Annotated in this window: 17 protein-coding genes; 5 read left to right on the top strand and 12 right to left on the bottom strand. The window is 36.2% G+C overall.

Going from position 1 to position 18458, the window contains the following annotated elements:
• Together EL165_RS01370 and rpe are read left to right on the top strand one after the other, a co-directional pair.
• The gene (locus EL165_RS01370) at positions 1-300 is read left to right on the top strand and encodes a hypothetical protein (protein WP_002980023.1); all 300 of its coding nucleotides are present in this window, start codon (positions 1-3) and stop codon (positions 298-300) included.
• Between the two features lie 27 nt (positions 301-327).
• The gene (gene rpe, locus EL165_RS01365; RefSeq protein WP_002980024.1) at positions 328-978 is read left to right on the top strand and encodes a ribulose-phosphate 3-epimerase; all 651 of its coding nucleotides are present in this window, start codon (positions 328-330) and stop codon (positions 976-978) included.
• Positions 979-1194: 216 nt separating this feature from the next.
• On the opposite strand, the gene chrI is transcribed toward rpe, so the two are convergent.
• Genes chrI through chrA form a run of 3 tightly spaced genes read right to left on the bottom strand, consistent with a single transcriptional unit; the run spans position 1195 to position 3036 of the window.
• Positions 1195-1680: a chryseobasin maturation helper ChrI gene (gene chrI, locus EL165_RS01360; protein ID WP_126358719.1), complete on the bottom strand. Its 486-nt coding sequence runs from the start codon at positions 1678-1680 to the stop codon at positions 1195-1197.
• 36 nt (positions 1681-1716) lie between these two features.
• Positions 1717-2799, bottom strand: a complete 1083-nt coding sequence (chrH, locus tag EL165_RS01355) for an MNIO family chryseobactin maturase (protein WP_164720324.1) — start codon at positions 2797-2799, stop codon at positions 1717-1719.
• Positions 2800-2814: 15 nt separating this feature from the next.
• Positions 2815-3036, bottom strand: a complete 222-nt coding sequence (gene chrA, locus EL165_RS01350) for an MNIO class RiPP chryseobasin precursor ChrA (RefSeq protein WP_002980029.1) — start codon at positions 3034-3036, stop codon at positions 2815-2817.
• Positions 3037-3190: 154 nt separating this feature from the next.
• Here chrA and EL165_RS01345 point away from each other — a divergent pair, with 154 nt between their 5' ends.
• Complete coding sequence (locus EL165_RS01345) at positions 3191-5038, top strand: alpha-L-fucosidase (protein WP_041461505.1); 1848 nt, start codon at positions 3191-3193, stop codon at positions 5036-5038.
• Between the two features lie 71 nt (positions 5039-5109).
• Here EL165_RS01345 and EL165_RS01340 read toward each other — a convergent pair whose 3' ends face one another.
• From EL165_RS01340 to EL165_RS01300, 9 genes are all read right to left on the bottom strand, one after another.
• Complete coding sequence (locus tag EL165_RS01340) at positions 5110-5526, bottom strand: nucleoside-diphosphate kinase (protein ID WP_034722935.1); 417 nt, start codon at positions 5524-5526, stop codon at positions 5110-5112.
• Positions 5527-6113: 587 nt separating this feature from the next.
• A complete protein-coding gene (rsgA, locus tag EL165_RS01335; RefSeq protein WP_002980036.1) occupies positions 6114-7040 on the bottom strand; it encodes a ribosome small subunit-dependent GTPase A in 927 nt (308 codons plus the stop codon).
• A 160-nt stretch (positions 7041-7200) separates the two neighbouring features.
• Positions 7201-8283 (bottom strand): chorismate mutase, encoded by a 1083-nt coding sequence (locus tag EL165_RS01330; RefSeq protein ID WP_002980037.1) that lies wholly within the window; start codon positions 8281-8283, stop codon positions 7201-7203.
• A 401-nt stretch (positions 8284-8684) separates the two neighbouring features.
• Complete coding sequence (locus EL165_RS26145; protein WP_002980038.1) at positions 8685-9260, bottom strand: hypothetical protein; 576 nt, start codon at positions 9258-9260, stop codon at positions 8685-8687.
• 38 nt (positions 9261-9298) lie between these two features.
• A complete protein-coding gene (dnaX, locus tag EL165_RS01320) occupies positions 9299-10384 on the bottom strand; it encodes a DNA polymerase III subunit gamma/tau (RefSeq protein WP_126358566.1) in 1086 nt (361 codons plus the stop codon).
• Positions 10385-10483: 99 nt separating this feature from the next.
• Positions 10484-11116: a TetR/AcrR family transcriptional regulator gene (locus EL165_RS01315; protein WP_002980040.1), complete on the bottom strand. Its 633-nt coding sequence runs from the start codon at positions 11114-11116 to the stop codon at positions 10484-10486.
• A 5-nt stretch (positions 11117-11121) separates the two neighbouring features.
• The gene (locus tag EL165_RS01310; protein WP_002980041.1) at positions 11122-12378 is read right to left on the bottom strand and encodes an aminotransferase class I/II-fold pyridoxal phosphate-dependent enzyme; all 1257 of its coding nucleotides are present in this window, start codon (positions 12376-12378) and stop codon (positions 11122-11124) included.
• A gap of 428 nt (positions 12379-12806) precedes the next feature.
• The gene (locus EL165_RS01305) at positions 12807-13163 is read right to left on the bottom strand and encodes a helix-turn-helix domain-containing protein (protein WP_002980042.1); all 357 of its coding nucleotides are present in this window, start codon (positions 13161-13163) and stop codon (positions 12807-12809) included.
• 91 nt (positions 13164-13254) lie between these two features.
• On the bottom strand, positions 13255-13992 hold the full coding sequence (locus tag EL165_RS01300) for a LuxR C-terminal-related transcriptional regulator (RefSeq protein ID WP_002980043.1): 738 nt from the start codon (positions 13990-13992) through the stop codon (positions 13255-13257).
• 88 nt (positions 13993-14080) lie between these two features.
• Here EL165_RS01300 and EL165_RS01295 point away from each other — a divergent pair, with 88 nt between their 5' ends.
• Both EL165_RS01295 and EL165_RS01290 read left to right on the top strand, forming a co-directional pair.
• Positions 14081-14728, top strand: coding sequence for a DUF1349 domain-containing protein (locus EL165_RS01295; protein WP_002980044.1), 648 nt, complete (start codon positions 14081-14083; stop codon positions 14726-14728).
• A gap of 738 nt (positions 14729-15466) precedes the next feature.
• Entirely contained in the window at positions 15467-18457 is a 2991-nt protein-coding gene (locus tag EL165_RS01290) for a sensor histidine kinase (protein ID WP_002980046.1), read from the top strand.
• The last annotated feature ends 1 nt before the right edge of the window (position 18458 follow it).

The raw sequence follows: 18458 nt of genomic DNA, 5'->3' as shown, positions 1-18458 counted from the left end.
ATGAACGCAATTTCTGATTTAATCAAAAAGCCAACTTTTATCTCTATTGTATTTATCATCCTGGCCGTACTTGGAATTCCTTTAATTGTCTATCAGTTATTGACCATTCCTGAAAGCGGGAGCCTGGGGGTTACAGTAGAAATAATTTTCCTGTTGGTTTTGTTCGGATTTTTTGTAATCGACAGGTTTTTAATCAGAAACATTAGCTATAAAAAGGTTTCCATCATAGAAGTGATGATAATAACAGGATATCTGACTTATTATTATTTCACCAATGACCGTTCATTTTCAATAGGATAATATAAAGTAAAAGTATAAAAAGTAAAAATGAAAACGAAGCTTATTGCTCCATCCCTTTTATCTGCAGACTTCGGGAATCTGCAAAGAGAAATTGAAATGCTGAACAATTCTCAGGCCGACTGGTTCCACGTTGATGTAATGGACGGCAGATTTGTACCCAACATTTCATTTGGTTTTCCGGTAATGAAAACCGTTCAGCAGCATGCTAAAAAATTTGTAGATGTTCACCTGATGATTGTGGAACCTGAAAAATATGTTGATGAATTTATCAATCTTGGTGCAGACCTTGTTTCTGTACATTATGAGGCATGTACCCATCTTCACAGAACCATTCATCATATTCAGAATAAAGGGGCAAAAGCGGGTGTAGTTTTAAATCCTTCCACTCCGGTGTTAATGCTTGAAGATATTATTGCAGATGTCGATCTTGTATTATTAATGAGCGTAAACCCGGGATTTGGAGGTCAGAAGTTCATCGAAAATACCTATAAAAAGATTGCTGAAACCAAAGATCTGATCTTAAGTAACAATTCTACAGCACTTATTGAGGTAGACGGAGGTGTAAATCTTGACAACGCTTCTAAATTATTTGAAGCCGGCGCCGACGTTCTTGTTGCAGGAAATGCTGTTTTCTCAGCTGAAAGCCCGGAAAGAACGATCGAACTTTTAAAGATTTAAGATTATCTTTTATCATACACAAAAGGCAGCCGTTGGCTGCCTTTTCTCTTGTTTGGAAACTTAAGTCGTCTTGGTTATAATCTTTTTTTCAACTTGTTGAAAATGTTTAAAACTGTCTTACTAACAAGACAAAGATCTGAATAAAACCACACGTACACATCCGTAGAAATACTGAATCTGACATTTGCGTATTTTTACCTAATTCCATTATAATTTTTATACTTCCTTATTCCAGACACAAGCACAGACTACAAAAATGATAGAAATGACAGAAAAAACAGTTCTTATATTATTCAGGAAATTCCATCTGTTTTCAAAATTTTCCCGCATCTGTCTGATCGCTTCCGTATTGGAACCTTTAATATCAAACTTATCCAGAGCATCATTCATCGGAACATTTCCGGCAACCGTAACCCCAAAAACTCCAATCAGGTAAGCCAATGTAGCCAGAAGGAGAAAAATAAAGACAGACTGTTGTCCACGAAACAAAAACATTGAAACAGGAAGCAGAACTACAGTACCCATAAAACTCATAAAGAAGACAGGATTAAGGATTTCCCGGTTGATGTTCTGCATAGCTTTCAGGTATTCCGGATCAGACAGCTTTCCCAGCCCGAGGACCACAGAACATGAATAAGCATAAAAAAGTCCTCCTATCAAAGCAGTGAGAACAGAGGTAATGATCAATACTAATGTTGTCATTTTCATATAATTTGATTTTGGTTATCAGAATAGAATTTAATAAGGATTCCATTTTTTAATGATGTTCTGCGCTGTAAGAATCATTTCAGAATCCCAGTTTTCTGTTTTGAAATAATGAAAGTCATGATTTTTAATAACTGCAGCATCAGCATTTTCAAAAAGAAGCTTAGTAAGCTCCGATTGTTCTTCATACAGCACCCTATCTTCCAAAGGTTTCTCCGGAAGTATCATTTCTTTTTTCATCCAGTTCCTTTCTGCCAGTTTCAAGTCGGATATTTCAATAATCTTTCTGACAGTATTAAAATCATTCAGGAAAGAAACTTTTTCTTCTTCCGTTTTTACAGTATGCCCGAGTCTTTCAATAATAATATATTCCAGATTTTGGCATTGTTCCATTACAGAGGGTAAAACCGAAAGAATATCCTGCGGAATGACGTCATCATGAGTATCTCTCCTCACCTGCTTTTTCCCGTAAGCACTCTCCTGCCAGCTTCCTCCTGAAAGATGAATCTCTTTTACCTTATTCAGAGGGTATAAATCAACGATCTCTTTCATTTCTACCCCAAAATTACAGGATTGACAATAAATATTATGGAGATCAAGAATCAGAAATCCATTTGTATCTTCTGTCAGCTGATCAAGAAATACTCCTTGCTCTTTGACATCATCTACGGAAAAAGAAAATGCCAGATTCTCTATCCCTACAGGAATATCCACCGCTTCCTGAAGTCTGCAAAGCCTGTCTTTTCCTATTTGTAAAGTTTTTGGATGCAGAGAGACCGGTAATGGCACTCCCTGATGAAAATTTTCCGTATTCATGAAACCAAAATGTTCAGTAATATGGTTGTAATTCCGGAGCCTGACTTCTTCTTTAAGCTTTTTCAGCCATTCATCCTGTCTTTCTGTCCATCTTGCATCAAACAAAGAATAGTAAACACCATGACCTATCAAACGGCCGTTCTCTGCGTAAAAGTTTAACAAATCACGAAGCCAGTCCGGTTCATTTGGATGATAAAGGGTATCAAAAGACCATTCCAGCACATCAATGGAATTATTCTGCAGCAATGGTAAAATAGCAGAAACAAAGTCTGCTTCTGCCATCATTGATACTCCTAACATGGGCTTTCTCATCTCTTATCCCATTCCGCAGGCCGGGCAGCCGTATCCATGAAGCACAAGTGTATCTTTTTTTACGACCGGTTTAGGAGTTCCCGGTTTTTTCTTTTCAGCCGTATCCGAAGCAGCAGCTTTCTTTACTTTTTTAACAGGCTTTTTTGTTTTAGCTGCAGGCCTGGTAGTCTGTGCAGATACTCCTACCGCTAATAAACTTGCCATTAATATTGCCGGAATTTTCATAATTGCTTTTTTCAGGTAAATTTTACAATAAACGTTCCATTTCTAAAAATACAATAATAAGAAACTGTTTGATAATAATTATTGCTAAATATTAAAACTATTTTATCCTGGAATGTTTTCTTTATTTATATTTAATGTTAAAATAAATCTATATATGAAAAGCAGTCTGATTAAAGCTGTTTTCCTTGGCCTGATATTATCTGCGGGTACTATTGGTGCACAGGAGCAAGCAGCCGGCAACAGCAAAAAAATGGAATGGTTTAAAAATGCCAAGCTGGGTATCTTTATTCATTGGGGAATTTACTCCGTCAACGGAATCTCCGAATCCTGGTCATTCTTCAATAATTACATTAATCACGAAAATTATATGAAACAGCTGAATGGTTTTTCAGCTTCAAAATATCAACCGGAACAATGGGTAAATCTCATCAGGGAATCCGGAGCAAAATATGCGGTGATAACAACAAAACATCATGACGGAGTTTCATTGTGGAACTCAAAAGCAGAAAAAGCGACAACTATTCCTCAAAATTCACTGGCCCAAAAGGATGTTTTAAGCCCTTTTGTTTCTGCATTGAAAAAGTCCGGATTAAAAACAGGACTTTATTTCTCCTTACCGGATTGGAGTCATCCTTATTATGATATCAATACCCGGACAAAAAAGCGTTATGAACTCAAAAACGATCCTGCACGCTGGCAGCGTTTCATCAGCTATTATCAGAGCCAGCTTAACGAACTTTCTTCTCAGTATTCTCCGGATCTTCTTTGGTTCGATGGGGACTGGGAGCATACTTCAGAGGAATGGCAGGCTTCTCAGACTTTAGATTTGCTCAGGAAACACAATCCCAATATCATTATCAATTCCAGGCTCAACAATCACGGAGATTATGATACTCCGGAACAAGGTGTCCCGGTAGTTCCGCCTCAGAATCCTTATTGGGAACTCTGCTATACCATGAATGATTCCTGGGGATACCAACCCTTTGACAAAAGTTATAAAACTCCTAATATGATTGTCAGAACGCTGGCAGATGTAATCAGCATGGGAGGAAACCTCCTGCTTGATATCGGTCCCAGATCAGATGGCAGCATTCCGGAGGAGCAGGTTGAGATTCTTAAAAACCTGGGACGCTGGACCTCAAAAAATCAGCATGCCATTTACGAAACAACCCGCGGAATTCCTTTCGAAAATTACAAAGGGAAATCTTCTTTGTCGGTCTCCAAAAAGTCTTTATTCCTGTATCTTGAAGAAGCCAAAAATTTCACAAAGATTTATGGATTGGTAACAAAACCTCTTTCAGTAAAAATCATCGGAGAACCATCCGCTGTTGTTAAAACGGATTATAACACTGAAAAAACTCTGACATTGAATTTTTCCGATGTAAAATTTGACAAAGATGTCACAGTGGCAGAACTTACTTTTGACACATCTCCTGTGTTTCTGAATGATTTTAAAAAGAAAGAACATCCTCTTGCTGAAATACTGGAAAACAAAAATACCAAGGAAGCAGTTTATGATTTGGCCAATGCCTTACATAATGGTAATAATCTGATCACAAATGCAGGCTTAACCAATGATGGCCTTGACATGAAAATCAAAAAAACTCCTGCAACAAATCCGGAAACGCTGCAATGGATAAGCAAACATGCAGAAGTTTTATTTGAAACAGGAAAAGGACTGCCGGAAGGTCATTTTCCGGGAATGAGTGCTTTATCAAAAGACAAACAGACACTTTATCTTTTTGTGGAAGGAATTCCAACGGGACCAATTGCACTGAAAGGGATAAAAAACAACATTGCCAGAATAAGAATCGCAGGGGAAGGCAGCATGCTTACCCATACCATTTACAATAAACTTTACTGGAGTGACAGGCCGGGAATCATTTACATTGATATTCCTAAAGAAAGACTGGACAAACAGATGACCGTCATTGCAGTTTTACTTGATAAACCTCTTGAGCTGTACAGAGAAAACGTAGGAGCTATTGAAAATAATCTTTAATAAGCCTCTGCACAGAAAAACAAAAATCCGGAGAAAATTCTCCGGATTTTTTATTGTATAAGATGATTTTCTTAGAAAATCTCTCTTCCTGAAAAATGGAATTGAGCTTCGATTAATGCATTCTCGTCAGAATCTGAACCGTGAACAGCATTTTCTCCGATGCTTCTTGCAAACATTTTTCTGATTGTACCTTCTGCAGCTTCTGCAGGGTTAGTAGAACCGATTAATGTTCTGAAGTCTTCAACTGCATTGTCTTTCTCTAAAACTGCAGCCACGATAGGACCAGAGCTCATGAATTCTACTAATTCTCCATAAAATGGTCTTTCAGCATGTACTTCATAGAATTTTTTTGCATCAGCAACTGTAAGCTGAGTTAATTTTAAAGCTTTGATCTTAAAACCTCCTTCAGCAATCTTTCCCAATATAGCACCGATATGTCCGTCAGCAACAGCATCAGGCTTAATCATAGTGAATGTAATGTTAGACATAAATGTATATTTTTTTAATGGCGCAAAATTACAAAAAATATCTTTGATTTTTATTTTAATTTTTTTTTAACATAAAAATAACTTTTATTAAGAAATCATGAACTAAACTTTGGCACAGTAATTGTTTATTCTATTGCGATTCTCATGTTTAATTTGAGTTTTCATGGTTATTAGTTTTTACCCAGCTTCGGCTGGGTTTTTTATTTCAAAAAAAATACCACATTTTTTTTACTAATTCCATAATTTTCAACAACATAAAAAGTCATATAAGATAATTTTATCATTTTTTTTGCTATTATTGCAATAGTCAAAATTACCCTTAGTATCATTTTTCAAGCTCAATCAGAATGTGACAAAATTGGAGTTATTTATGAGAAAGGTAGTTCCAAAAAGTGGAATTATTCAAAAACAGATTTTTTTTCATTAAAATTCAAAAAAAAATAATTCATAAAAAACAAATGCTTCTATGTATCTTAAATTTAATCTATAAGGAAGTAATTTATTAGAATAATATTTTATCTGACACCAAAATAAAATGATACAGATTGTCCGATTCATGTGACATAATAAAAGAAATGTCTGTCCTTTTATTTCTGGGAAGCTTCTTCAGCCTCATCCATCAATTTAATATAAGTAGCATAGCGGGAATGCTGAATTTCACCTGTTTCAAGCGCATCAATAACGGCACATTTAGGTTCGTTTACGTGAAGACAGTTGTGAAATTTGCACTCTTCTCTCTTCTTGAAAATTTCAGGGAAGTAATGCTGTACTTCTTCTTTTTCAATATCGATCATCGCAAATTCACGAACGCCGGGAGTATCAATGACATTTCCTCCAAAATCCCAGAAGTGCATTTGTGCAAAAGTTGTTGTATGCTTTCCTTTCAGATGGGTGTCCGAAATTTCAGATGTTTTTAAGTTCAGCCCAGGCTGTAAAGCATTTACCAAAGTAGATTTTCCACACCCCGAATGTCCGAAGAATACGGAAGTCTTATCTTTCAGAATTTCCTGAAGCTGATCCAGATTTAATTTTGAATAGGAGGAAATTTCCAGAGTATTATAACCGATTTCCTGGTATAGGAATTCGATGTCTTTTACGATTTCAATTTCTTCTTCGTGTAAAACATCAATCTTATTGAAAAGAATAAGCGGGGTAATATTGTAGGCTTCGCAGCATGCCAGAAACCTGTCCAGAAATCCCAATGATGTTTCAGGATGTTTCAGGGTAAAGATAAAGCATGCCAGATCAATATTGGATGCAATAATATGAGCTTCTTTTGAAAGGTTTACAGATTTTCTGATCAGATAATTGGAACGCGGCTCAATTTTCGTAATCCATGCAATATCATCCTGTTCCAGCTGGAATTCAACAAAATCTCCTACAGCAAGCGGATTGGTAAGTCTGGTTTTTATCAGTTTAAATTTCCCCCTGATTCTGGCCTCGAAAATTTTATTTGTTTCCAATTCCAAAACCTGGTACCAACTGCCTGTAGATTTAATGATTTTTCCTTTCATAGATAATACTGCTGCAAATATACGGAATTAGGGCTTAGAATTCAGGAAATAGGTTTAAAAACACATGTTTCAATTGCCTAAATACTGATGCCTAAGCCCTAAATTGTATTGTTGACGAAATAGGTAAAAGTTTTATGTGCTTCTCCCTGTCATCTATAATTTATCTTTTGTCGATCATAATGTTATTCTGAACTTCAATAGACTCTTCGTGGATTGCTTTGAATACTTTTTCAATAAATTCCTGAGACATTCCTGTTTCTTTGGCTTTTTGTGTAGCGTATTCTGTAATTACTTTCCAACGTTCAGGCTGGAAGATTGCAATATCGTTTTCCTTTTTAAGTTTACCGATCTTTTCAGAAATTTTCATCCTTTGGGAAAGAAGTTCAATTAACTGGAAGTCAAGATCGGAAATTAAAGTTCTGTGTCTGCCCATTTCTCCTTCAAAACCTGCAAGGTTAGAGCTTCTCACTTTCAAATTACCGATAAGATCTGCAAGAACCTCCGGTGTGATCTGCTGAGAAGCATCACTCCATGCCTCATCAGGATTGCAGTGCGATTCAATGATTGCTCCCTGGTACCCTACGTTAAGTGCCTCCTGCGTAATATCAGCAAGACCTGTTCTGTTTCCGCAGATGTGTGACGGGTCAATCAGCATTGGTATATTCGGAAACTGGCTTTTGAAATCAAGGGCAATCTGCCAGTTCGGATTGTTTCTGTATTTTGTTTTCTGGTAGGTTGAAAATCCTCTGTGGATCACTCCTAAATTTTTAATATCCTGTCCTAATAGTCTTTCCAATGCTCCGATCCATAAAGCAAGATCCGGATTAACAGGGTTTTTCACGAATACCGGCTTATCAGTTCCTCTTAAAGCCATCGCAATTTCCTGTACTGTAAACGGATTTACTGTAGAACGTGCCCCGATCCAAAGAACGTCCACATCTGCCTCCAGAGCTGCAAATACGTGGTGTGCATTGGCTACCTCAGTAGCTGTTTTAAAACCATATTCTTCTTTTACTTTTTTCAGCCAGTTCAAACCGATCACTCCTACTCCTTCAAAACCGTTCGGTTTGGTACGGGGTTTCCAGATTCCTGCACGGAAAACCGACACGTTAGCATTGGACTCTTTAATTCTCCTCGCAGTTTCAAGCATCTGAGCTTCACTTTCAGCACTACAAGGTCCCGCAATCATTAAAGGCTGTGTAAGCCCATCGATCCACTCATTTTTTAAATCATTTAAATTCATTATTCTAAATTTTATTGTTTTTTTATATATTTTTTTCGTTGACAGCAATAGCCCTTTGGATTATAAAATTTAATTTATAATTCTTTTCAAAAAATGCCGTTCAAAATTGTTTAAAGGAATCAGGAAAATAATAGGGCTCTACTTCTCCTGTATTTTTTGGAAAGAAATTCAGTTAACAGTACCAATAAAATCGGTAATAGGTTCTGAAATTTCTATAATAAGAAGCAGAAAAACTAAAATAACCGCTAAAAAAGTAATTAGCGGGTGCAAAAAAAGACAGATATGTGTTAGTCAGTTTTTCCATTTTATTCTGGAAATGTCTTTGTTTTAGCGTTTCTGGTTGTAATTTGTTTTTGTCAAAAACTTACTTTCGACAGAAATATTTGACAAATATATAAAAATTATGTCAAATCAAACTTCATTAAATCATCAAGATCTTTCAAAAGTGGATTTTTTTCGATAAACTTTTCAAACATTTTTCTCTTCGTCACCACCTCAATCTTCAGATTTTCAACGTCTCTGACGTATTCTATCTCGATTCTATGGTTCTGAACTTTTCTTTTAAAATGATTAAAAAATTCTCCACTTATTTTATCAAATTCTACTTTGGCAGAATCTGAAGGGAATAAAACTTTGATTTTATGCTCTTCAGCTTTTTCCAGCTTAAAGGTTTTTACTGCGTTGAATACAAAGTTATTTTTAACCTGAAGCTGTTTAAGCATAATTTTCCATTCTGTCTGCAGATCTGTATCTGTAAAATGGTTTTGTGGAAGATTTTCAGTTCTTACAACTACCTCTTCTGTTGCTTCCACTTTATCTTCTTTATTCAGAAAGGAATTGATGCTGAAACCTGAAGAGATTCCCGGCCTTGACAATGGCTTGGTTGTTTTGGCTACTGAAACTGCCTGAACTGTCTGAGAAGCTGCAGGCTGCTGCTCTGCTTTAACTTCTATCTTCTCCGGAGTTCTTTCCGGCATTTTCACTTCCTGTTTCTCACTGAGAAACGGAGCCAGTATCAGGAACTTTTTTTTTTAGTATCGCCTAAATTAGCTGTCAGTGAAGCCAGCTGCATTAATGCAATTTCAACCGTAAGTCTTGGGTTTTTGGAGTTTTTATAATTGATGTCCGCATGGTTGCAGATCTCAATACCATCTATCAGCTGCTGGGCAGTCCATTTCTGTCCCTGTTCTACAAATTTGGCTTTGGTCTTCTCTCCTACTTCAATGAGTTCCATTGTTGATGCATTCTGTGCCATCATCAGGTCCCGGAAATGATTTCCTAACCCGGCAATGAAAATATGGGGATCAAAACCTTTTTTTACAATTTCATTGAACGCAGAAAGCACTTCCGGAATTTTATTTTCCTTGACAAGATCCACAATATTGAGATACTGATCGTAATCAAGAATATTCAGTACTTCGGCAGCTTTGGCCAGTGTAATATTTCTCTGGGAGAAAGTAGACAGCCTGTCGAAGATGGAAAGCGCATCTCTTAAAGCACCATCGGCTTTCTGAGCGATCAGGTACAATGCGTCATCTTCATAACGGATATTTTCTTTCTCTGCAATATTTCTCAGATGATTCTGGATGTCTTCAATGACAATTCTCTTGAAATCATAGATCTGACAGCGGGATAAAATGGTAGGAATAATCTTATGCTTCTCCGTAGTTGCCAAAATGAAAATAGCATGGGCAGGCGGTTCTTCCAGCGTTTTCAGGAAAGCATTGAAAGCGGCAGAAGACAGCATATGAACCTCATCTATGATATATACTTTGTATTTACCAACCTGAGGAGCAAAACGTACCTGGTCTATCAGTTCCCTGATATCATCTACAGAGTTATTGGATGCAGCATCCAGCTCATAGATATTATACGCAAAGCCGTCTTCTGAAACCGAGCCATCTTTCTCATTGATCTTTCTTGCCAGAATCCTGGCACAAGTAGTTTTACCCACACCACGAGGACCGCAAAAAAGCAATGCCTGAGCTAATTGGCTTTCTTCAATTGCATGTTCTAAAGTATCCGTAATATGGGATTGTCCTACAACCGTATCAAACTCCTGAGGACGATATTTTCTTGCAGATACTATAAAATTTTCCATTGGCCAAAAGTAAGAAATATAGTTTTAATTTGAAAATTAAAAGTTTTCAAATTATCAACAAAAAATATATTTCTGCTTAAATCGGAAAACTTTTAATTCCTACTTTTTTTTGCTGTATGCAAAGTCGATCAGCTCAACGATAGCGCCTTCAATTTCTTTTCTGCCTTCTTCAGTTTTCAGGTCAATCCCACAGAACTTACTTGCGTTGTATCCTGTATAAAGGTTGAGATAATAAGCACCGGAAACAATAAGAGCCATAATCGCCCTGTGTCTTGTTGCCACACCTTCTCCGAAGTAAGGATCCGAGATATTTCCAAATAGGACCTCTCCCACTTCTTCACGCTGATCAACCAGTTTTTTAAGGATAGGCTTGCTTTCAGAAAGTTCCCAAAGAATAATTTTCTGAAGTTCCTTATTTTTCTTCAGGTTTTCGAACTGATTAAGCACCACCATTTTGGTAAGTTCATGTCCGCCGTCAGAAAAGTCCATATCAACATCCTGGTTGACCTGGCTCCAGTAATCCTGCGATTTGATATACTCATCGATCAGTTTATCAGTACTTCCGAAGTACTCATAGATCAGCTTTTTATCAAATCCGGCAACGGCAGCGATTTTACTTACTTTTAATCCGGAATATCCTTTTACTCTTAAAATTTTACCAACTGCAGCAAGCAGTTTCTGTTTTGTTTTTTCTTTGTCCCTAATGGGGCCCTGCACTACTTTTCTAGGCATAATTATTATTTTTTCGCAATATGCAATTTTTTATTAATATCATCAAACGCATTAAGCGTTTTGTCGAGATGTTCTTTTTCATGTCTTGCAGTCACACTCATCCTGATACGCGCATCTTTCCTTGGTACAGCCGGATAAAGAATCGGGTTGGTATAGATTCCTTTTTCTATTAGTAGTTTTCCGGCTTCTCCTGTTACATAAGGGTCTCCTATTTTTACAGGAATAATGGCGGAGCAGGTTACTCCGGTATCCAATCCCAGATCATCAAGTCCTTTTTTGAAATAGTTGATATTATTCCAGAGTTTTTCTCTCCAGATAGGTTCTTCATCAATTAAATCAATGGCTTTAACGATTCCTGCGGATGATGGCGGAGCTGTAGCTGAAAAGATCTGCTGACGGGAATGGAATCTGATGAATGCAGCTATTTTTTTATCTGCAATGACATATCCTCCAAGATTTCCAAATGTTTTGCTGAATGTACCAGTGATAAGGTCTACTTTATCCAATAATCCAGCCTGTTCCAAAGTACCTCTCCCCGTTTCTCCAAGGATGCCGACACCATGTACGTCGTCCACCATCAGAAAGGCATTGTACTTTTTTACCAGATTATAGATCTCATTAATACGGGAAGTATCTCCATCCTGGGAATACACTCCATCTACTACAACGAGTTTCGTACGGTACAGATTTTCAGATACCTTCAAAATGTGTTCCAAAGATTCCAGATTATTGTGCGGAAATGTTTTTTTATTGGTAAAAGCACATCCTTCGTGTACGCTGGCATGTACTGCCATATCTAAAATAGCAAGATCTTCTTTCTGCATTAAGCATTGTAAAGTCGCACTGTTAGCGGTATACCCGGTAGTGAATACTACGGCTTCGTCTTCTGTTCGTTTAAAAAAGCCTGAAATCTTTTTTTCTAAAGCATTATGATAGTCAAAATATCCACCGATAAGAGGAGTGGCTCCTGTACCTGTACCATATTTTTCTATTCCTTCAATAGCAGCCTGCTTTACTTTCGGGTGCTGTGTAAATCCCAAATAATCACTTGATACGAAACTAACGAATTCTCTGTTGCGGTCTGCAATATTTACATTCAGTACTGCATTGGTTCCTGAAGTATTCTTCAGTCTGTAGTTCATGTGCCCGTTAGACTTTACATAGTCTAAATATTCATAAAAAATTTCAGCCCTTTGAGCCATGTCGTTGTCTGGTATATTCTCAAAGTCTTTAATAGTTGCTGTTGTGAAATTGATGCTCATCCTTAATCTTGTTTGTTGTGTGGTTTTAAAAAAAACAAATATATAATTATTTAGAGGGCTTAAGCTCCCTTCCTAAGATTAAATATTATTAAAAGCACAATAATTTATTCTTATGTTCTGGAAACCAAACTCAATTGTATACCTCTGTTTCTTTTAACATTTTTCTTTATTGAATTAATTAGTTTTTTCTTACCTAAATTTAATAAAAAAAGTAAACAATAAAGAAATATTAATAGATAAATAATAAAAAAATGCAATTATTTTTTACAACCCCTCATTTATAAAAGATTATTTTACGGTAATTTTAACAATATAATTCACTAAATTGTATTTAAAACATCATTACAGCATGATTAAATCCCTACCTAGAGACAGAAATTGCCGTAAATTACCTGCTAAAGTAATTGTAAAGAAATAAAACAAACGGATTAAGATTTATTGGATTTCCTGAATTCCCCTGGAGTCTGTCCGGTCATTTTTTTGAAAAACTTGGAAAAATTGGAAGGGTCATAAGTAAAAATGCGGGCAATTTCCGCTACAGATTTATTGGAAGTAATAAGCGTATTTTTGGCCTGCTCAATTATTTTTTCATCATAGAAAGAACAAGGATGCTGTCCGGTTTCCTTTTTAACAGTATCGGTAAGATGTTTGTGAGATACAGCAAGCTCTCCGGCAATTTCGTTTAATTCCATAAATTCCGGAACGGTCCCGGAAATGACATCCCGGATATGCTTGTCTAAAAAGGTAAAATACTGACGGGTGATCTCTTCACTTCTTTTCATCATTCGGGTTTTTCTTAATCTGCATTCAAGTTATAAAATTAAACATTAGAGACAAAACAGCACGGTGAACTTTTCGGATATTTAAAGTCAACATTTAATAAAAACTATCTTTAAAAGCCTGGGTAGAATTCTTCACCTTCAACTTTTCCAGAATATTCTGACGGTGGCGGCTTACGGTGTTGACACTTATAGACAACATATCCGCAATTTCCTTGCTGGCATATCCTTCACCAACAAACTTCAGAACCTCCAGCTCTCTCGGGCTCAGAATGCTTTTATAATCAAGCTTATCTTTTACAACCACTTCTCCTTTTATCATATTCACTATCATAAAATCAGGAGCATTAGAAGGAGTCAGAGCAATATTATAAAGGCATAATGCCAGCCTCAACCTTTCGTTGTGAGGTGAATAAATATAAAACATACGGTGTTTTACCCATCTGTACTTTTCATTTTTATCTTTCATCCTGATTTTTGAAAGCACGCTATACGCTGTACGTTCTTTCATTTCCATCGCATCAAGTAATTTGAAAAAACGAAGTTCGTGGATATATTTTTTCAGACGGTCATCCGGATGTATCTTCTTCAGCATTTCTTCTTCCCAGATGGTTTCAATTTCTGCAGGATTTTCATCTGTACTAAGTCCAAGTTCTGTTGCTGCTTCAGACTTATAAATATAACTTTTATTCTCCTGCATATCGCTCAATACACATATTGCACCTTCCATCTGAGAATAAACAAGAGCTTTCTGCTTATAGATTTCAATATCAAGCAGGCATTTTTTTGAAGTGTTATCAAGTAATTTATCGCTAAGTTGTTCACGGATTTCCATAATGGTTATTTATCAGTATTGACGAAAATGTGGTTTAATAATACTTTTGCTAAATTAATAATTACGTTTAGAACTTATTTCAAAGAGAATGAAGAAATTGATTTTAGGTTTTTGCACCTTATTCCTGACTCAAAAGTTTTCCGCCCAGACCCTGGAGAAAATGACATGGTTTAATGAACCTGAAAAATGGGAAATCAAAAACAACAGTCTTTCAATGTTTGTAACTCCTCAAAGCGACTATTGGAGGGTTTCACATTACGGATTTACTGTAGATGATGCTCCTTTTTATTATACAACTTATGGCGGCGAATTTGAGGCAAAGGTAAAAATAACCGGAAGCTATAAGGCCAGATTTGATCAGATGGGCCTTATGCTGAGAACAGATAAAGAGCATTATATCAAAGCCGGAGTAGAGTTTGTAGATGGAAAATATAACCTGAGCACTGTAGTAACCCACAATAAAAGTGACTGGAGTGTCATTACACTGGAGAAAACACCTCCTGCAGTATGGATCAAAGCAGTAAGAAGATTAGATGCTATTGAGATTTTTTATTCTTTTGATGACAAGAACTATATCATGATGCGTAATGCTCCTCTTCAGGATAATACTCCTGTAATGGTCGGATTAATGGCGGCATGTCCTGACGGACAAGGATTCAATGCAACTTTTGAACACTTTAAAGTAAAACATCTTCCGGATCAGCGCAGGCTGCAATGGCTTGAGGCCCATCAATAGCGATTGAATTACACTTCAATATACAGTCAATTTTATTCACCTCCCATCATTTCCGGGAGGTTTTTTGTTTTTATAAAGACAGGTGGCAGGTGACAACAAAAAGAGGCTGTTGATGTTATTACAGCCTCTTGTGTTTTTGAGATAAAAACCGTTTGTGTTCTTAGAATCATTATTGTGACAATAAAGCTTCTTTGGTCGTTATGAGAATATTTTGCAAAAATATGAATATCCATGAGCCTTTACAAAGATGTCATGTAGAATTAACCTCAGATTTTTGTCAAATTATTACTACAAATAACAATTAAAAAAAACTTAAGTCGTTATTAATAAATGTGTAAAAAATATACAGATTTACAATATTTGTCATTTATAAAATTCTAAAATAAATCTAAAGTACGGTACACCACTGTGATTTACTAAAGGATTTTAAAATGAATCTGTCATAAATTTATCACTTATTATTGAAATAACATAATTCTTTCAGAAAATTTTGAGTACCATGTTAACAGCAAACCGCTATACAACTTACATAAAACAGGAGATAAGATGCTGATTTATCTCCATAATTTCACTATTTTTACACGATCAAAAAATATAAAACACAAAAGACCAGAAAACTTCAATGATAAAAATTTATTCTCAATCGTTCCTGCCCTTTAAAAAGACTTTGACTTGTATTAATACTATTATTAACCATCTATTGCATTAGCAGCAGATACAGATAAGTCTTGCACATATATGAAAATCTGGGCATTTATTTTTGCTTGCATATATTTAAACATTTCCGGACAGCGCCACACTTCTTCGTGGTACAACATAGACAATGGGCTTCCGCAAAGCAGTGCAAAGGCCATTGTGAAGGATAAATATGGCTTTATCTGGATCTCTACAGAAAACGGACTGGTACGCTACGACGGAACTTCGTTTATTACTTTTAATAATTTCAGGGTAAATAACCTTCATTTCGGTGAATTCATCGGCGATCCGCTACTCGACAGTATAACGGTTCTTAATAATTTTCAGGAGAATAAAATCATCATCAAAAACAGGTTTCCGAAGCTTGCAAGCCTAGCCCAGGATGATAAAATAACCTATTCCAAAGGAGGCAGCATTATACATCGCATTGCGAATAATATCATTACATCGGATTTTTATAATGATGTTCAGTATTTTATCCAGCTTAAGAATTCTGTCTATCATTTTACAGACAAAAATGCAATTATCTATAAGGAAGGAAAAAAAGAAATAAAAATCACGCTCCCCTTTTCCAACCAGGATCTGAACTATACTTTTGTTTTCAATGATACTCTTTTTATTAATGATCTGAAAAAGAGAAAAACCTATTCTATCTACAAAGGTCATCTTTCCTTTTCTTCGCAACCTACCCTTTTTAATCATCCGGATACAAAAGTTTACTGGCAGCAGATCACCAATCAGACTTTCATAATCAACCACAATAATATTTATATCGTAGAAGGTACTGCCAGCGATCTTCGCCTGAGATTTCTTGTAAAATATGAGGAAATCGGAAACCACCCATATTGTGCGATGTTCTACGATAAGGATTTTAATAAGTTATACCTTGGAACGCTTAACAATGGATTAAATATAGTTAAGCTTTCCAATTTTTATATTTCAAAAAAAGAAGCTGATTTTTCTAATAATGTCTATTACACCTCCCTCCCCTTCAGTAAGAATACGATCATAAGTGAAGACGGTACAGAATTCGGGAGAAACGGCATTGTGAATAAACATCTTTTCGGATACAATGATAATTATCTGATGATGTATGACAATTCCGGAAATATTCTGATCAGAAAAAGAAACAGTATCATTAGATTTTATAAGAATTCAGGTTATAAAAAGAAGGATTCTGCCCTGTTCAGAAAAGGACTTCAATCTTTTATGAAGAGCGGAGATTTTTACGGGACTGCCTTTACTCATCCTTCAGGAACCCAGCTTCACCTTTACAGGAAGGATATATTTACAAAGCCGGATTATACCTTTAATTTTAAAAGCTTCATCAATACTTTCTATCAGTACAGTAAAAATGAAATCCTGACCGGAAACAGCGACGGACTGTATTCAGTAATTCTTGGAAGCAATACCATAACTCCTTTAATGAAAAACATCCATGTTAAAAGTATTATCAGGACAAAGGATAATCTGATATGGATTACTACGAATAAAAGCGGATTTTATCTTCTCAGGAACCACAAGCTTATCAAGATGCCGAACGACATTAACAATTACCTGGAATCAGCCCATTATATTCTTGAAGATCAAAAGGGATATTACTGGATTTCTTCCAATAATGGTATGTTCAGGGTGCCTAAAAAACAGCTGCTGCGCTATGCCGACAACAAAAACACTCCGGTTTTCTATTACCGCTTCACTAAAAAAGATGGCTTTCTGACGAATGAGTTTAACGGAAGTTCAGAACCTAACGCGTATGCTCTTGAAAACGGGGACTTTGTATTTCCGTCGATGGATGGTTATGTGTTTTTTAATCCAGACAGTATCCGGACTTATTATCCGGACAGAAAAAAAATTTATATAGAAAGGGTAAAAATCGGAAATTCCGGACCACAGTATTTCCATCAGGTATTTGATTTAAAGAATGATTATAAAACGGCAGAGGTTTTTATTGACATTCCTTACTTTTCAAATCCGGGAAATCTTTATATTGAGGCCAGGCTATCCGGAAAAGAAGATACTGAATGGGAAAAAGTTGCAACAGGAACGGAGCTAAAATACACCATCAGCAATCTCTCTCCGGGAGATTACACCCTGAGTGTACGGGTACTGGTTTCTCCCGAAGGGCAGTACGAAGTAAGAACAATACGTTTCAAAATCCAGCCTCTTTTTTATCAGACACTGCTTTTCAGAGTTTCAGCTTCCATCATAATCCTGATCATCATTATTGTTATTGTTCAGTTGACGACCAATTTCCTAAGGATAAAAAATAAGGCTCTGAAGCAGATTGTGCATAATAAAAACTCCGAGCTGAAAGAAACATCCCTTCACCTGGAGCTTGTAAAAAGCAATCTGCAAAAAGAAACGGAATACCAGAAAAAGCTGGTAGAAACCATCAGTCATGATATTACAACTCCAATCAGGTTCATTGCCATGCTTTCGCAAAAGCTTCATGAGTCTGATGATGTGGAGCTTCAGAAGAAGTATTTTGACAGTATTTATAAATCCTCAGAGCAGCTGTATCAGTTTACCCTGAATTTAAAAGAATACACGGAACTTTATAAGGCTGAAAATATCTTTGAGGAAAAGGAATATCCTATCAACAGAATCCTGGAAACCAAGAACAGGCTATTCTGTGAAATTGCAAAAGAAAAAGGAACAACGATAACCAATCTTGCTGAACAAAAAGTGTATTCCAGGGTCAATGAAAGTATTTTAACAGCTATTATTCACAATATAATTGATAATGCTGTGAAAAACACCTTTGAAGGGAATATAACCATGGCTATTACTGAAAACCAGCAAAAATCCATAATAACCATTACTGACACGGGAACAGGAATGTCTGCAGAACAGATTGATATTTATATGAACCTGTTCAGAAACCCAAGACTGGAAACTCCCAGCTTCAAAGGAAAAGGACTGGGACTTCATATGGTGATTCACCTGGTGAAAAAGATCAATGCTGAAATAAGCTTCAGACAAAACCAGCCTCAGGGAACGATTGTGAAAATAACACTCAATAAAAACTAAC

The sequence above is a fragment of the Chryseobacterium gleum genome, from assembly GCF_900636535.1.
Taxonomy (GTDB): domain Bacteria; phylum Bacteroidota; class Bacteroidia; order Flavobacteriales; family Weeksellaceae; genus Chryseobacterium; species Chryseobacterium gleum.
The sequence above is the reverse complement of the archived record's forward strand: the minus strand, read 5'-3'. Positions and strand labels throughout refer to the sequence as shown.

Bases quoted from the DNA above. Each gene is read 5' to 3' on its own strand.
- EL165_RS01370 (WP_002980023.1), top strand. From the start codon at position 1: ATGAACGCAATTTCTGATTTAATCAAAAAGCCAACTTTTATCTCTATT.
- rpe (WP_002980024.1), top strand. From the start codon at position 328: ATGAAAACGAAGCTTATTGCTCCATCCCTTTTATCTGCAGACTTCGGG.
- chrI (WP_126358719.1), bottom strand. From the start codon at position 1,680: ATGACAACATTAGTATTGATCATTACCTCTGTTCTCACTGCTTTGATA.
- chrH (WP_164720324.1), bottom strand. From the start codon at position 2,799: ATGTTAGGAGTATCAATGATGGCAGAAGCAGACTTTGTTTCTGCTATT.
- chrA (WP_002980029.1), bottom strand. From the start codon at position 3,036: ATGAAAATTCCGGCAATATTAATGGCAAGTTTATTAGCGGTAGGAGTA.
- EL165_RS01345 (WP_041461505.1), top strand. From the start codon at position 3,191: ATGAAAAGCAGTCTGATTAAAGCTGTTTTCCTTGGCCTGATATTATCT.
- EL165_RS01340 (WP_034722935.1), bottom strand. From the start codon at position 5,526: ATGTCTAACATTACATTCACTATGATTAAGCCTGATGCTGTTGCTGAC.
- rsgA (WP_002980036.1), bottom strand. From the start codon at position 7,040: ATGAAAGGAAAAATCATTAAATCTACAGGCAGTTGGTACCAGGTTTTG.
- EL165_RS01330 (WP_002980037.1), bottom strand. From the start codon at position 8,283: ATGAATTTAAATGATTTAAAAAATGAGTGGATCGATGGGCTTACACAG.
- EL165_RS26145 (WP_002980038.1), bottom strand. From the start codon at position 9,260: ATGCCGGAAAGAACTCCGGAGAAGATAGAAGTTAAAGCAGAGCAGCAG.
- dnaX (WP_126358566.1), bottom strand. From the start codon at position 10,384: ATGGAAAATTTTATAGTATCTGCAAGAAAATATCGTCCTCAGGAGTTT.
- EL165_RS01315 (WP_002980040.1), bottom strand. From the start codon at position 11,116: ATGCCTAGAAAAGTAGTGCAGGGCCCCATTAGGGACAAAGAAAAAACA.
- EL165_RS01310 (WP_002980041.1), bottom strand. From the start codon at position 12,378: ATGAGCATCAATTTCACAACAGCAACTATTAAAGACTTTGAGAATATA.
- EL165_RS01305 (WP_002980042.1), bottom strand. From the start codon at position 13,163: ATGATGAAAAGAAGTGAAGAGATCACCCGTCAGTATTTTACCTTTTTA.
- EL165_RS01300 (WP_002980043.1), bottom strand. From the start codon at position 13,992: ATGGAAATCCGTGAACAACTTAGCGATAAATTACTTGATAACACTTCA.
- EL165_RS01295 (WP_002980044.1), top strand. From the start codon at position 14,081: ATGAAGAAATTGATTTTAGGTTTTTGCACCTTATTCCTGACTCAAAAG.
- EL165_RS01290 (WP_002980046.1), top strand. From the start codon at position 15,467: ATGAAAATCTGGGCATTTATTTTTGCTTGCATATATTTAAACATTTCC.